Here is a 14,451-nt window from a genome sequence, read left to right on the forward strand (position 1 = left end):
ACCTCACGCTCCGCCTGCCGCGCGAGCAGCCCGCCGGAGCGCAGCGGGCAGCGGCGGGTGATCCGGTCGGGGCGTGACCCGGTCCGACGACCGGTGCGCGGGAGCGGAGCAGAAATGCTGCACGAGGCGCTCAAAGGTGTTGGCGGCCGCGATCGCCGCATGAGCCTGCAGAAAGGGGAGGACGTGCTTCGTGCGGAACGGCAGCCATTCGGCCTTGTCCGGCACCCACACGGCGTCGAGGATGTGATGCGGCGTGCAGAACTCGACGTAGTGCCCACCACCTTCGGGGGTGACCCAGGTGAGGATCTGGATGCCGTCCCGATCATCCGCACCGATGCTGTCGATGCGGGGCAGGAAGTTCAGAACCTTGGTGAGCGCGGCGTGCCACGGGATCTCCCCGCCGTTGCAGACCGTCTTCGCACGTCCGATCCATTCGGGCTTCTGCGCCTCGATGATCTCGCCGTGCAGATAGGTGGTGATGGTGTCGTTCTTCACGATCGGTGTCCTTTGGATCCTGATGGAGAGCAGCCGGCGGTCGCAGTGGCATGGTGGCCCGCGGGCACGCGGTGTCACGGAGGGCGCATGGCCAGCCGCACGCGGCCGCGTCGGAACGATGGGTCCGGGTGGGTCCAGGTCTGGGTCCGGGTTGGGTCCGGGTCTGCGTGGCGAAAAAACCGCAGAAATCCGCCATGGGTCCGGGTGGTCCGGGTAGGTCCGGGTCGTTCCCTTACTCTTCCTATACCCCCCTATGCGCGCATCACGCGTGACGCGCGCGATGCACGTGATGCGTAGGGGGCCTGGTACGAAAGAGAACACGACAGACCCGGACCACCCGGACCCACCCGGACCCATCCAGGTATTCCGCGGCTTTCCGGACAGCCACGGACCCGGACCCATACCCGGACCCGGGGCGGCAGACCCGGACCCAACCGAGGCCGCGGCGCTCATTGCGGCACCGCCGACGAAGGCGTGCGCCGATACCGGCGTTCGCGCTTGCCCTTCGGGCCGTGCCCGCCCTTGCGGGCGCGGCACAGCTTGAAACCCATGCTGACCAGGCTGCGGACGACGCGGTTCTGATCCACCTGCGTCCAGCGCGCCTTCTCGATGCCGAGCGCCCGCTCCATCACCTCGGCGACGGAGACGTCCTGCAGCGGTGCCGGGCGCGGCCGGCGGAACGGGTTGCGCTCGCCGAAGCCGTTCTCCAGCCACTCGATCTCGTTCTCGAGATAGGCCTGGATCGGCTCGTCCCAGGCATCGCCCTGGTAGCGTTCCGCCTGCTCCTCGGCCGCCAGTGCATCGAGCTCCTGCGTCTCGAGCCACCAAGGCTCGCCGCGACGAAAGCGATCGCGCGCCTCGGCCCAGAGCTGATCCCGGTCACGGCGCAGCGCATCGAGGTCGATGCTGGTGCAGACCACCGGCCAGAAGCGTCGGCCGCCGGTCGGGTCCTTCAGATAGCCGCCCTCCGGATTGACGCTGCCGGCGAACACGCATTGCCGCGGCAGGTCGACCAGGCGCTTGCCGTAGGGCGGCCGAAAGCGGTCCTGGGTGCGCGACATGAAGGCCTTGACCGTGCTCACCTCGGCGCGGCCCATGGTGTCGAGCTCGGCGATCTCGATGATCCAGACGCCGCGCGTCTCCATCGCTGCATCCTTGCTGGAGAGGTCGGAGAGGCGGTCGGTGAACCAGGGCGCGGCGAGGGCCATCAGCGCCGAGGACTTGCGGATCCCCTGCGGCCCTTCGAGGATCAGCGCGCAGTCGGCCTTGCAGCCGGGCACGTAGATGCGTGCGACGGCGGAGATGAGCCAGCGCGGGCCCACGGCGCGGTGATAGGCGTTGTCCTCGGCGCCGAGATAGCGGAGCAGCCAGGCCTCGAGGCGGGGCGTGCCGTCCCAGGACAGCCCATCGAGGTGCTCGCGGACGGGATGGAAGATCCGGTCGCGCGCCACGACCTCGACCGCCTGCCCCGCGATGGACATCGGCACCATGATGTCCTGGTGCTGCAGCCAGTCGGCGACGAGGGCGTCGTCGCGGTCGGCCCAGGGCGTGTCGGACCAGCCCGCCGGATCCCGAACCCAGGGCGGCGGCTTGCGCGCGACGGTGGTCGTGGCGAAGGCGTCGTGCCACAGCACGCCCTGCCATTGCGGCGCACCGCGCAGGGCGGTGATGGCGTTCGCCAGGACGGGCCGGGGCTCACCGTCCTCGTTGAGCAGCAGTTCCTTGCGCCATTCGTTGGAGAAGGCTGCGGCGGGCCTGGACGCGGCGATCAGCATCCGCACAGCGTCCGCGCCGTCCGATTGCAGGACGTCGTTGAAGTCCTGCCCGGGTGGCGGCTCGGCGACGGTCACCTCGTGCCCGCGGGCCCGGAGCACGGTGACGGCCTGGCGGAGCTGCTGGTCGGCCTTGCTGTTCGGCTCGTCGCCGTCGCGCGCGACGAGGACGGGTGCGCCGTCTGACAGGGGCGCGCGGGCGATGTTGCTGATGCCGAGGCAGGCCCAGCTCTCCTGGCCGGTGGCCTGCCAGACGGAAAGCGCCGTCTCGACGCCTTCGCAGAGCACCACTGGCGCGGTGCCGGGGATGCGCACGGCGGCGACATCAGCCCAACCGTCATGCGCCTTGTTGGTGCGCTTCTGGATCTTCAGCGGCGCCTTGCGGCCGTCCTCGGTGAGGTAGATCAGCTGCAGGCCGTGAACCTGCCCCTCGGGATCCGTCGCCAGCGCAACGAGCGCGCCGTAGTGGTTGTAGGCGTTCGGCAGGAAGCGGATGCATGGTGGGAGCGGCGAGGCGATGATCGCGCGCCGGCGCAGGTAGGTCTCGACCCGCGTGCCGGCCGCGTCCTCGCAGCCGGCGACGATCTCAGCGACTTTCGCGGCCCGCTTCGCATCCTCGGCCGCCTTCTTCGTAGCGGACGACAAGGGCCGATCCTGCCATGGTGGCGGTCCCAGCGCGTTGTCCGCCGTCGGGGCTGGATCTGACGAGGATGGATCGGACGAGGCCGCGTCCGTATCGGCCGCTGGCAGTGCCGTTTCGTCGGGATCGGATGGCGACGGGGTTGGTGCTGGTGCGTGATCAGCCTTCTTCCGGCGCGGAGCCGCCCGCATCCCGAGCCACTGGCGGGACCAGTCGAGCGCGGCGCCGTTGCTGAGCCCGCGCCGGTGCCGGAGCAGTTCGATGGCGGCGCCGCCGATGCCGTGCTCATGGTCGAACCAGCTCCCGGCGTCGTCGCCCTCGAGCTCGACCGCGATGCTGCCATGCGTGCCGAAGCGCAGCTGCCGTGGCGTCGACAGCTCGCGGTTCGGCTCGCCGAGCAGCTCGCGGGCGAGATCGCCGATGCGCGCGGTCAGCGCCGCGACGACGTCCTTCGCGCCGGCGCCGCTCATCGGGCACCGCGTGCGTCTGGTCGGCGTGCTGGGCGAATCGACATCCGGCCTCCATGGCGTGGGGAGGCCGGTAAAAAGACATGCGTGATCCGCTCGCGCTGCGTCGGAGCGGGTCCGGCTCCGCGCCGCTCGAAGGGCTCAACCGTTCAGGTCAGGACGCGGCGCGGCGTCACCAGCCGCGCTTGGCACCCCCGCGCTGCGAGGACGGCAGACGGATCAGCGTCGCCATCGCATCCGCCAGGTTCTGCGACACCGCCTCGCCCTCGACCGTCTGCTCACGGAACCAGTCGGCCAGCAATTCCTTCTTGCCCTGCACGCGCGCATTGATGCCGTTCTCGGCGACGGCGCGGTCGAGCAGGTCCATGTACGGCGTGCGATATGGTGCACCGGTTGCCGGATCCATCGCGGGGGCTGGCTGCGGCGGTTCGACGACCGGCCAGATCGCCAGCACCATGAAGCGCGGCACGCGGATGTCGATGAAGTGCCCGTCCAGCAGGTTCAGCGCGTCGTTGCGCCCACTACGCTGCCCGGCACGCCACTGCTCCGGCGCGATGCTGCTGTGGCGACCCGAATGGTAGCGCCAGCCGTCATTCTCAGAATGCCAGGATGCGGCACGCTCAGTCGACAGGCGCCCGGTGGCGTGGAGGTCACCATCGCGCAGTGCCACTTGGATCTCGTCCCACGCAGCGTCCCGCGCGACCGGGCCGAGATCCTTCGGTGGCTGCCAATGCACTTGCGGTCGAATCGCCTTCGCCAGTCGTTCCGGATCGGCTGAGATGTACGCGATGAGCTGCGCGGCCACGTGACCTTGCGCGTCGTCCAAGGTCCAAAGGGTCCGATCCAGGGTCTCGATCAGCATCGGTGGGGTCCTGTGAGGTCAATGATGGTGGAGGTCGGCTGCGAACATAATGGGAACATTAGGAGGGGTGAAGGGTTCAACCCACCGCCCCGCGGCCAGCCCGGACCGCATCGCAGGTAGCAAGAGGGGGCGGCCCGAGGCTGGATGTGCGGCATGCCAGCCCTACTCGCGGCTCCATGCCGCCCCGCCCCACCAAACCCCCACCTGCGTGAGGTCTGCGACCTCCTCGCCCGTGGCCTGCTGCGACTGCGAAGCCGCACTGCCAAGGCGTTCGACCGCGACCTCGAGGCTGCCGGAGAGAGTTCGCTACACTATGCCGGCCACCAGAGCGTGCATGCGGACCCCTTGGAGAGGAGTTCCGCATGACCCGCCGAAATCGCAGCGCCGACGCCTTCGAGCCGGTGGCGCTGCCCATCGCCACGGTCCCGAAGGAGCAGGTCCTGGGCCGGCTGGCCTGGATCAAGACGGCGCCGATCGCCGAACTGAAGGCCGAGTGGCGTCGGCTGTATGGCAAGGAGCCGCCGCCGTTCAGCCGCAGCTACATCACCAGCCGGTTGGCCTATCGCATCCAGGAATTGGCCTTTGGCGGGCTGAGGCCGGAAACGCGGGCGAGGCTTGAGGCACTCGGCGAACAGCTGGACGGCGGGAACATCGTGCTGCGGCGAATCCGCGCCGACAGCCGGCCGCTGCCAGGGACGCGGCTGATCCGCGAGCATGATGGCGTGCAGCATGTCGTCACCGTCCGCGCCGATGACTTCGAGTATGAGGGGCGGCCCTACCGGTCCCTCTCCGCCATCGCGCGGCACATCACCGGCACGCGCTGGAATGGCTGGGCGTTCTTCGGGTTGCGCCAGCCGGGCGGTGGCGCATGAGGCGGAAAGCGCCCGCCGGTGAGGTGATGCCGGCGACCACGAAGAAGCTCCGCTGCGCCGTGTACACGCGGAAGTCCACTGACGAGGGGCTCGACAAGGAGTTCAACACCCTCGACGCGCAGCGTGACGCCTGCGAGGCGTATGTGGCCTCGCAGCGCGCCGAGGGCTGGACGCTGGTCCGGGACCGCTACGACGATGGCGGGTTCTCTGGCGGGACGCTCGAGCGCCCTGCGCTCAAACGCCTGCTGGCCGATATCGAGCGGGGCCTCGTCGACGTCATCGTCGTCTACAAGATCGACCGGCTGTCGCGCTCACTGATGGACTTCGCGAAGCTGGTGGAGACCTTCGAGGCGCACGGCGTGACCTTCGTCTCGGTGACGCAGAGCTTCAACACCACCACCAGCATGGGCCGGCTAACGCTGAACATCCTGCTCAGCTTTGCCCAGTTCGAGCGCGAGGTAATCGGCGAGCGGATCCGCGACAAGGTTGCCGCCTCGAAGGCCAGGGGCATGTGGATGGGCGGGAAGGTGCCGCTCGGCTACGACGTCGCCAATCGCAAGCTGGTCATCAATGAAGCGGAGGCCACGCACGTGCGGCGGGTGTTCGAGTTGTTCATCGACAGGGGTTCCGGCGTCGAGACAGTGCGCCGACTGCAGGCGGAGGGCATCACCAGCAAGTCGGGCCGGCTGCTCAATAAGGGCGACGTCTACAAGGCGCTGAACCTGCGGACGTACATCGGCGAGGTCACGCACAAGGGAAATGTCTATCGCGGCGAGCACGAGGCCATCGTGCCGCGGGAGCTATGGGATCGGGCGCACGCCATCCTGCAGGTCAGCCCGCGCACCCGCGCCGCGCAGAACCGCCAGCATGCACCGGCACTGCTCAGGGGGCTGATTTTTGGGATCGACGGTCGCGCGATGTCGCCGACGCATGCGGTGAAGAATGGCAGACTCTATCGCTACTATGTCGCGCAGCGGGTGCTGAAGGCCGACACGATTGTGGATGACAGCATCGTGCGGCGTGTCTCGGCCGCGCAGATTGAGGGCGCCGTCATCAGCCAGGTGCGAGGCCTGCTCCGGCAGCCGGAGATCGTGGTCGGCGCCTGGCTTGCGGCGCGGCGGGAGGCGCCGGACCTGACGGAGCGGGAGGTGCGCGACGCGCTGCATCGGCTTGATCCGCTCTGGGAGGAGTTGTTCCCCGCCGAGCAGGCACGGATCGTCCACGCGCTGGTGGAACGGGTCGTAATCGGACCGGAGGGCGCTGACATCCGCATGCGCATCGAGGGGCTGGCCGGCTTGGTGCGTGATCTGAGTGCCATGGCCTTCCCGGCGCGGAGGGCGGCCGCATGACGGCCGCGACCAGCATAACGGTGCGTGTGCCAATGAAGATCCGCAGGCGGCCGGGGCGGAAGACGGTGGTCACGCCGATAATGGAGGATGGCCAGGATGATGCCATCTCGACGCGGGCTGACCCAGCACTGGTGAAGGCGTTGGCTCGGGCGTTCCGATACCAAAAACTGCTCGACGAGGGGCGGTATGCATCGATCAGCGAGATGGCCGCGGCGGAGAGGATCGAGCGAGGGTATCTGGGCAGCCTGCTGCGGCTGACGCTTCTGGCGCCGCACAACGTGGAGGCGATCGTGGAGGGACGTCAGGCGGAAACTGCGACACTGCCTCGATTGCTGGAGCCATTCCCAGTAGCCTGGTCTGCGCAGCGGTTGGCGTTCGGGATTGGGGGAGCCTCAGCTTGGCACGGCCGAGAATAGCCGCATTATGGAGGCCCGCGGGCGGCGGGCGGGATTGGCCCGGGCTCGGGGCGTGTCGCCGCGCGCGTCAGCCCGGTCAGCACGCGAAGCTTTGCCTCCGCCTTCAGCACATCTGGTTGCTCGCGCCGCGCGACCGTCAGGTTCGGGGAGCAGCATCGCAGCTCGGCTAGCGCCGGCTGTGGATTCCGGCTGCCTATTTGCCGTCAAAATAGGAGATCAGCGGCGGATTCTGCCGATCGCCTGATCGCATCAGCGGGGACACGCACAAGCAACGGGCCACCAACTACCCCCCCTGTCCGAAAAGAGACCCTTTTTGGGACAAGTTTTTGAGTCAATGATTTCAGCGTCTTGCGTGTCCCATAAATTTGTCCCATAATGAAGTATGATAATTGGGTATGCTCGCGTGTCGGCTGCCGACCAGAACCTCGCCCTGCAGCGTGATGCCCTCACGGCTGCTGGATGCGAGCGCATGTTCGTGGACGAAGGGGTAAGCGGCAGCGTCATCACCCACCGCGGCCTCGACGACGCCATGGCAGCTCTCAAAGCCGGTGACACCCTCGTTGTATGGAAGCTCGACCGGCTCGGCCGGTCTCTCTCCCACCTCGTCAGCTTGATCGCAGAGCTCGGCGCCCGAGGCGTGAGCTTCCGTAGCCTGTCCGACCCGATCGACACCGCAAGCGCCGGCGGCCGTTTGGTCCTGCACATCATGGGAGCGTTAGCCGAGTTCGAGCGCAGCCTGATCGTGGAGAGGACGCAGGCCGGAATCCAGGCTGCGAAGAAGCGCGGCACCCACCTTGGACGGCGGCCGTCTCTGGCACCGGCCCAGATTGACCATGCACGCACACTCATCGAGCGCGGGGAATCTCCCAGAGCCGTTGCGCGCACGATGCGTGTCGGCAAGTCCACTTTGTATCGAGCCCTGAAGTCTGCTGACGGCCAGACGCGTCGCGTCGCGCCCGGAGGCTGACATGGCAAAGAGCATTCCTGCACTGATCAATCCGACCATGCTCGTTTGGGCACGCACGACCGCGCGCCTTTCCGTCGAGGAAGCTGCCCACAAGATGGGGATTTCCGCCGAGAAGCTGGCCGCGTGCGAAGCCGACGAGGCCGCTTTGACCTTCAGCCAGCTTATGAAGGCAGCTACGGTCTATAAGCGTCCGGTCAGCCTGTTCTATCTGAAAACTCCGCCGTCCGGATGGGCGCCCATTCAGGATTTCCGCCGACTTGCGGATGTGGAGCCGGGTTTCTCCCCGAGGCTGACTTACGTCATTAGACAGGCTCGCGAACGGCGGGAGTTTGCCCTCGAATTGCGGGCCGAGCTCAACGATCCAATCCGCCCCTACACGCTGACTGCGCAGCTTGGCGCTGACATCGAGGCGACGGGGCAGGCAATTCGCGACTATCTCGGGGTGACTGACACCGACCAGCAGCAGTGGAAGCGCAAGGCATTCGATGCTTGGCGCATAGCCATGGAAAACCGCGACGTGTTGGTGTTCATGGTTCCGCGCCTTCCTCTCGCAGAGATGCGTGGCACTGCGATTGCCGAGCGCGAGCTCCCCGTCATCCTGGTGAACGGCCAGGATCGCACCTTTGGCCGTGTCTTCACCCTGTTGCATGAGTTTTGTCACCTGGCGCTACGCCAGAGCGGTGTGAGCAGCGCCGGGGGCGATCAGGACGACGCCCCCAACCCGGCCGTTGAACGGTTTTGCAATGCCGCTGCCGCCGCGGCCCTCATGCCGAAGGGCTGGCTCCTTAATGAGCCGCTTGTCCGCCAGAAGGGCACCGCCAAGACGTGGGACAACGAGGAGCTTGAGGCACTCGCCCTTCGCTTCGGTGTCAGCCGCGAGGCGATGCTGCGGCGGTTGCTTACTCTGGGCAAGACGACACAAGCCTTTTACGAGCAAGCGCGGCCCAGCTTCCAGGCAGAATACGACGAGCTCGCCGAGCAGAAGTCGAAAGGCGGCCCTCCGCAGCACCTTCAGGTGCTCAGCCAACTCGGCCGCTCCTTCACGCGTTTGGTTTTTGAAGGCTACCACGAGCGCCGCCTGACGCTCCGTGATGTCGCCAACCATTTCAACATGCAGGTCAAGCTAGTTCCCGAAATGGAGCGCGCCGCCTTCAATGCGAAGGGATAGGGCGGCGTGACCATCTACTGCATCGACACGAGCGCGCTGATCGCCGCCTGGTACGAACGCTACAAGCCAAACCGCTTCCCGCGGCTGTGGACGCAGTTCGATGCGTTGATTGCGGAGCAGAGGCTTCGCTCATCGGTGATGGTGCTCGATGAATGCAGTCGCCGCTCGCCGGAGCTTCACGACTGGCTCAAAGACCGCGAGGACATGTTCCTCATCCCTGACGCACCCATCCAGACGCGCGTGGATCACATCGTCAACACATACACCGGCCTTGTCATGCAGGGGAAAGAGAAGTTTGCGGCTGACCCTTTTCTGATCGCAACGGCAGAAGTTCACGGCTTCACTGTTGTGACGGAAGAGACTGGTCCCGATAGCCTCCGCAAGATTCCCGGTGTTTGCCGGGCACTGAAGGTGCCCAGCATCAACCTTATGGAGCTCTTCGATGCCGAGGATTGGGTCATTGGCTGACGGATAGATCGGCTTCACTAGCCGAGCGCCCGCTAAGCGGTTATGCCGCAACAAGTTCCACTTCTGCAATGTGAAGATCACCATTCAATGGCCCAAATCGAAGAACTTGTGGCGCAGATCGCTGACGAGCATCTCCGCAAGGCGATCGCTGCTGAGGTTCGCGAGCTCAAGCGATCGAAGAAGTTCGGCCTAGTTTTCGAGGAGCACCTCCCCGAGACCGTCCGGTTGCCCAACCTCCCAATCACCGAAGGCGAGCTTGTTGCCCGCAAGAAGGAGCCCGGCAGCCAGCTTTGGCGAATCAAGAGCATCCGTTGCGGGGTTGCGACACTGGAAAGTGCCGTTGAAAGCCCGGCACCCGTCGTTCAGGAAGCACCGGTTTCAGACCTTGTTGTCGTGCGGCGGTTCGGTGATCCGATCTACCCTATGCTGACGCCTATTGATCGAGTGGAGCGCGGCGGTCCCGAAAGGCCATGGCACACGCTCATCAATTCCGAGAACTTTCATGCCTTGCAACTTCTCCTCTACTGTTACGAGCGCAAGGTTGATGTCATTTATATAGACCCTCCCTACAATTCAGGGGCAAGGGATTGGAAGTATAATAACGACTATGTGGATAAGGCGGATTCCTTCCGCCATTCCAAATGGCTTGCCATGATGAAAAAGAGGCTGCTTCTCGCGAAGCGACTTCTGAAGCCGGATGGAGTTCTCATCATTACCATTGATGAGAACGAGCTTCACCACCTCGGCATGCTTCTCGAAGACGTCATAGGGACTCACCTCCGGCGGATGGTGACAATCGTCATCAATCCCAAGGGTGCGGGCCGCTATAATTTTGCACGCATGGAGGAGCACGCGGCCTTCTGCATTCCGAGTGGCAATCAGTCGGTCGTTAACGCCAACTATCTTCGGGACCTTGCCCGGATTGGCGTTACCGAGGACGTGATCGCGGAGGAGCAGGACGAGGACCTGGAGGACGACGAAGAGGCGAGCGAGGCCGACGACGAAAGCGCAGAGGCCGAAGCCCAGATTGAGGCCGCCCGTGCCGACCTACCGTTCCCGCCTGAGGACATCGACCTTTGGACCCTGCGCCATGCCCGGCGCCGTGGCAACCAATCGAGCTACCGGCATCAACGCTGGCGCCAGTTCTACCCAATCTTCATCGATCCCGAGACGCGGACGGTGAAGGATGTCGGCGATCCGATACCGCTCGGCCAGGACCCGAGCTTCGCCAAGAAGAACGGCTACACGCCCATCTGGCCGATCGATGCCGAGGGTAATCACCGCTGCTGGCGCTTCATCGCATCCAGCATGCGGACCGTCCTGGCCGAAAAGCGCCTGATCCTTGGCCGCCGGAACGCTACGACCGGAAGCTGGACGCTCAACATCTGGGAGCTCAAGAACAAAACCAAGCTTGTGAAAACCGTCTGGTGGCATTCACGCCACGATGCCGGCACGCATGGCACTTCCATGCTTCACCAGCTCCTCGGTCGACGCGACGCTTTCCCCTTCGCCAAATCACTCTACGCGGTTCGTGACGCCTTGCTGACCGTGATTGGTGATCGGCCGAACGCTCTTGTGTTGGATTTCTTTGCCGGTTCAGGCACCACCTTGCACGCAACCGCGCTGATCAATGCGCAGCTTGGCGGCTCTCGCCGCTGCATCCTGGTATCGAACAACGAGCCAGGTGAGGCCGCTGCGACCCGGCTTCTAAAGCAAGGCCACTTTCCCGGCGATCCCGAGTTTGAGCAGGTTGGCATTTGCCAGAGCGTCACATGGCCCCGGTGTAAGGCGGCGGTCCTCGGCACTCGCGCGAACGGAACTGCCCTGCCAGGCGCCTATCTCGACATCGAAGGTCATGCCAAGCAGCTGCGCCTAGCGCACGGCTTCGAGGAAAACGTCGAGTATTTCCGGCTCGACTTTCTTGACCCTGACGACGTTGCGCGCGGGGAAGCCTTCAAGGCGATTCTGCCGATCCTATGGATGATGGCAGGAGCGCGAGGAGAGCGTGAGGAATCCAAGGGCTCCGGCTCATGGTTCATCCCGAAGCACTCGCCCTTTGCCGTGCTCATCAAGGAGAAGACATTTCGGGAGTTCAGGGACAAGCTGCGTGAAAGGCCGGACATCACCACGGTGTTCCTGGTGACAGACAGCGAAGAGAATTTCGGGCTGATGCGGCGAACCCTTGGCGCGGCCTATACATGCTTCCAGCTCTACAGGAGCTATCTCGAAAATTTCCGCCTCAACACGCCTGAACTCGTTCTTACCTGAGGCGCCGCAGTCATGAGATACGAACTTAAGACGTTTCAGACCGAAGCCGCTCGCAGCATTCTCACCAAGCTGGGGCAGGCCCGACCGGGCGTGACGGAAGGCGAGTTGGAAGCGATCATCCTGAGCGCCCCGACGGGTTCCGGCAAGACGATCACCGTGGCTGCCGTCATCGACTGGCTGTTCGGCGGCGCTGACGGAATACCGGCCCGCCCTCAAACTACATTCCTGTGGCTCTCGGACTCGCCGGAGCTCAACGCACAGAGCAAATCCAAGCTCATGGCCGCGTGCGATAATGTTCCCTTCCACAAGCTCATCACCGTGGACAGCGAAAGCTTCAACGAGCTCCGTTTGCAGCCAGGTTATGTGTATTTCATTAACACGCAGCTGCTCGGCCGCGACAAGATTTTGACGAAGCAGGGGGACCGCAAGAGCCTCACCTTTTGGCAGACCGTTGCGAACACCGTTGCTGCCGCTCCCCAGGATTTTGTGCTGATCATCGACGAAGCACATCGAGGTGCTGGCGTAGCCGAGCGCACACGCAAGCCTATCATGCAGAAATTCATCACCGGGTCCGACGAGGACGGCCTTCCGCCTGTCCCCCTGGTTCTCGGCATGAGCGCTACGCCGCAGCGGTTCACGGAGCTCCTCGGGAACACTAGCCGGACGCAGAGGCCGGTTACGATCCCCCCGGATGCCGTGCAGAAGAGCGGGCTCCTGAAGGATCTGATTGTCGTCACCTCCCCTAAGAAGGCCGTGCAGAGCGATTTGACGCTTCTTGAGAACGCGGCAGCGCGCTGGAAGGACTTTCGCGCCAGGTGGGATACCTATTGCACCAAAGAGCGCGAGAAAGAGCCAGTCCGCCCGGTTCTGGTTGTCCAGGTGGAGGATGGAAGCGACGATGCCCTTACTCGCACGCCTCTTGATGACGTTGTCCGGGTCATTGAGCGCCAGACCGGGCAGCTTGGGTTGCACGAGATTGTCCACTGTTTCCAGAGCCGGGAAGACATCCGCTATGGCGGGCGCATCATCCGCCGGATGGAAGCTTCACGCATCCAAGACGCGACGGACGTTAAGGTGGTCCTCTTCAAGACGGCTCTGACAACAGGCTGGGACTGCCCACGCGCCGAGGTGATGATGAGTTTCCGGCGTGCGCAGGACCCGACCAGTATCGCCCAGCTCGTCGGGCGCATGATCCGGACGCCGCTTGCCAGGCGGATCGAGAGCGACGAGGTGCTCAACACTGTCGAGCTATTCCTTCCGCATTATGATTCCCAGACGCTGGAGGACGTTCTTGCGCGGTTGCGCAGTCCGGACGAGCATGACAGCACGCCGAGCGACGTTACAACGAAGGCCGTGGAATACCCGCGCAACGCCGGCTATGCGGCCGTATTCGACCATCTGGCAATGCTCAAGACCTACAGCATCGCTCGCGCTCCGAAGATGGGCGAGATTAAACGCGCTCTTCGGTTGGCCGGACTGCTGGTTCATGACGGCCTTGACCAGGACGCGGACGAACGGCTTCGCACCGAGCTTACGGATGCGCTGAAGAGCCTCAGGGACGACTACGCTGCGAACGATGCGGATTGGGACCGGACGGTTCGCGAGGGCGCCGAGATCGATGTGGATGTAACGGCGGTGGCTGTTGGCGCGATGAACGTCACGGGCCGTCGCACAGCCAGGATGCTTCTGTCGGCCGAGAACATCGAGCAGCTTTTCGATGAGGCAGGTCGCACCCTGGCCGCCGGCGAGGGCCTGCATCGAACCTACTGGAAGCGATTCCACGAACGCGCCAAGCCCAATGCAGCGAAGCTTGAGCTCTTTGCCGTCGTCCGCCAGGAGCAGACTGCTGGGGCGATGAATGGCCTTGCCCGGACCGCTTTCGAGAGACTCTGGAATGCCAACAAGCAGGCCATCAACAAGCTGCCGGCCTCACAACGCGCCCGCTACAAATATCTCATACAGACAAGCGGTAAAGCCGAAGCGCAAGATTGGGAGCTGCCGGAGGTTATCGTCGAGAAGCCAGGCTCGGCCGTATGGAGCCAGCATCTCTTCGCCGATCACAAAGGCGAGTTTTCGGCCACGCTGAACACTTGGGAATCCGAATTCTTGGCATGGTCGATGAAGGAGGGCGGTTTCGTCTGCTGGCTCCGCAATCTGCCTCGGCGGGATTGGGCATTCTGCGTGCCCTATGAGTATGGTGGGGAGAAGCCCTTTTATCCTGACTTCGTGATTGTTCGTCAGGTTGGAGGCGCCTACGTAGTCGATGTGCTTGAGCCGCACGACGATAGCCGCTTGGACACATGGGCGAAGGCCAAGGGGTTGGCGAAATTCGCCGAGGAACACCACCTCGAATTCGGGCGTCTCATGATCGGCCGAAAGAAGGACGGCGTCATCCAGGTGGTTGATGTGTCCGACGCCAAGACACGGGCGCACGCCTTGAAAATGGGTGCGCCGGCCGATTTGGAGGCGCTTTTCGAGGATGTATAATAGTGCCTAACAGCCGTTCCTCCCGGCTTGGCCCGTTGTGTCGTAGAATAATTATGACCTGTAGTGCTTGCGCACCACGGCCCACCCGCGACGTGCCCCTGGAAACCTCTCCGGTTCTCTGGCGGCCACCAGTACCCGGCTGTTGTCCGATGTAGCAGGGTTGAGCGCCGAGGCAGGTCCCTCGGCGTCTCATGCACGGCATCCGCCTTAGAAGGCTATT

The 14,451-nt window shown here is 64.4% G+C and carries 11 protein-coding genes; 8 read left to right on the top strand and 3 right to left on the bottom strand.

What is annotated here, in order from left to right:
• Positions 1 to 3: 3 nt before the first annotated feature.
• The 3 genes from GT007_RS01790 to GT007_RS01800 form a co-directional block, all read right to left on the bottom strand.
• Entirely contained in the window at positions 4 to 495 is a 492-nt protein-coding gene (locus GT007_RS01790) for a hypothetical protein (RefSeq protein WP_160119837.1), read from the bottom strand.
• A 449-nt stretch (positions 496 to 944) separates the two neighbouring features.
• Positions 945 to 3,377 (bottom strand): virulence-associated E family protein, encoded by a 2,433-nt coding sequence (locus tag GT007_RS01795; protein ID WP_160119838.1) that lies wholly within the window; start codon positions 3,375 to 3,377, stop codon positions 945 to 947.
• A gap of 169 nt (positions 3,378 to 3,546) precedes the next feature.
• Positions 3,547 to 4,236, bottom strand: coding sequence for a hypothetical protein (locus GT007_RS01800; RefSeq protein WP_160119839.1), 690 nt, complete (start codon positions 4,234 to 4,236; stop codon positions 3,547 to 3,549).
• 362 nt (positions 4,237 to 4,598) lie between these two features.
• Here GT007_RS01800 and GT007_RS01805 point away from each other — a divergent pair, with 362 nt between their 5' ends.
• The 8 genes from GT007_RS01805 (at position 4,599) to GT007_RS01840 (ending at position 14,231) form a co-directional block, all read left to right on the top strand.
• Positions 4,599 to 5,108 carry a DUF2924 domain-containing protein gene (locus GT007_RS01805; RefSeq protein WP_160119840.1) on the top strand — a complete coding sequence of 170 codons (510 nt, stop codon included), beginning with the start codon at positions 4,599 to 4,601 and terminating at the stop codon, positions 5,106 to 5,108.
• Positions 5,109 to 5,134: 26 nt separating this feature from the next.
• Positions 5,135 to 6,457: a recombinase family protein gene (locus GT007_RS01810; protein ID WP_236571442.1), complete on the top strand. Its 1,323-nt coding sequence runs from the start codon at positions 5,135 to 5,137 to the stop codon at positions 6,455 to 6,457.
• The gene (locus tag GT007_RS01815; protein ID WP_160119842.1) at positions 6,454 to 6,873 is read left to right on the top strand and encodes a hypothetical protein; all 420 of its coding nucleotides are present in this window, start codon (positions 6,454 to 6,456) and stop codon (positions 6,871 to 6,873) included. Before GT007_RS01810 ends, GT007_RS01815 begins: the two co-directional genes overlap by 4 nt.
• Positions 6,874 to 7,255: 382 nt before the next feature.
• Positions 7,256 to 7,840 (top strand): recombinase family protein, encoded by a 585-nt coding sequence (locus GT007_RS01820; RefSeq protein WP_160119843.1) that lies wholly within the window; start codon positions 7,256 to 7,258, stop codon positions 7,838 to 7,840.
• Between the two features lies 1 nt (position 7,841).
• The gene (locus GT007_RS01825) at positions 7,842 to 9,008 is read left to right on the top strand and encodes an ImmA/IrrE family metallo-endopeptidase (RefSeq protein WP_160119844.1); all 1,167 of its coding nucleotides are present in this window, start codon (positions 7,842 to 7,844) and stop codon (positions 9,006 to 9,008) included.
• A 6-nt stretch (positions 9,009 to 9,014) separates the two neighbouring features.
• On the top strand, positions 9,015 to 9,476 hold the full coding sequence (locus GT007_RS01830; RefSeq protein WP_160119845.1) for a DUF4411 family protein: 462 nt from the start codon (positions 9,015 to 9,017) through the stop codon (positions 9,474 to 9,476).
• A gap of 87 nt (positions 9,477 to 9,563) precedes the next feature.
• Positions 9,564 to 11,744: a DNA methyltransferase gene (locus GT007_RS01835; protein ID WP_160119846.1), complete on the top strand. Its 2,181-nt coding sequence runs from the start codon at positions 9,564 to 9,566 to the stop codon at positions 11,742 to 11,744.
• 12 nt (positions 11,745 to 11,756) lie between these two features.
• Entirely contained in the window at positions 11,757 to 14,231 is a 2,475-nt protein-coding gene (locus tag GT007_RS01840; RefSeq protein WP_160119847.1) for a DEAD/DEAH box helicase, read from the top strand.
• Positions 14,232 to 14,451 lie beyond the last annotated feature (220 nt).

Source organism: Rhodovarius lipocyclicus (assembly GCF_009900765.1).
Lineage (GTDB): Bacteria > Pseudomonadota > Alphaproteobacteria > Acetobacterales > Acetobacteraceae > Rhodovarius > Rhodovarius lipocyclicus.

Coding starts and splice junctions, on each gene's coding strand:
- GT007_RS01810 (WP_236571442.1), top strand. CDS start 5,135: ATGCCGGCGACCACGAAGAAGCTCCGCTGCGCCGTGTACACGCGGAAG.
- GT007_RS01820 (WP_160119843.1), top strand. CDS start 7,256: ATGATAATTGGGTATGCTCGCGTGTCGGCTGCCGACCAGAACCTCGCC.
- GT007_RS01815 (WP_160119842.1), top strand. CDS start 6,454: ATGACGGCCGCGACCAGCATAACGGTGCGTGTGCCAATGAAGATCCGC.
- GT007_RS01825 (WP_160119844.1), top strand. CDS start 7,842: ATGGCAAAGAGCATTCCTGCACTGATCAATCCGACCATGCTCGTTTGG.
- GT007_RS01800 (WP_160119839.1), bottom strand. CDS start 4,236: ATGCTGATCGAGACCCTGGATCGGACCCTTTGGACCTTGGACGACGCG.
- GT007_RS01840 (WP_160119847.1), top strand. CDS start 11,757: ATGAGATACGAACTTAAGACGTTTCAGACCGAAGCCGCTCGCAGCATT.
- GT007_RS01805 (WP_160119840.1), top strand. CDS start 4,599: ATGACCCGCCGAAATCGCAGCGCCGACGCCTTCGAGCCGGTGGCGCTG.
- GT007_RS01795 (WP_160119838.1), bottom strand. CDS start 3,377: ATGAGCGGCGCCGGCGCGAAGGACGTCGTCGCGGCGCTGACCGCGCGC.
- GT007_RS01835 (WP_160119846.1), top strand. CDS start 9,564: ATGGCCCAAATCGAAGAACTTGTGGCGCAGATCGCTGACGAGCATCTC.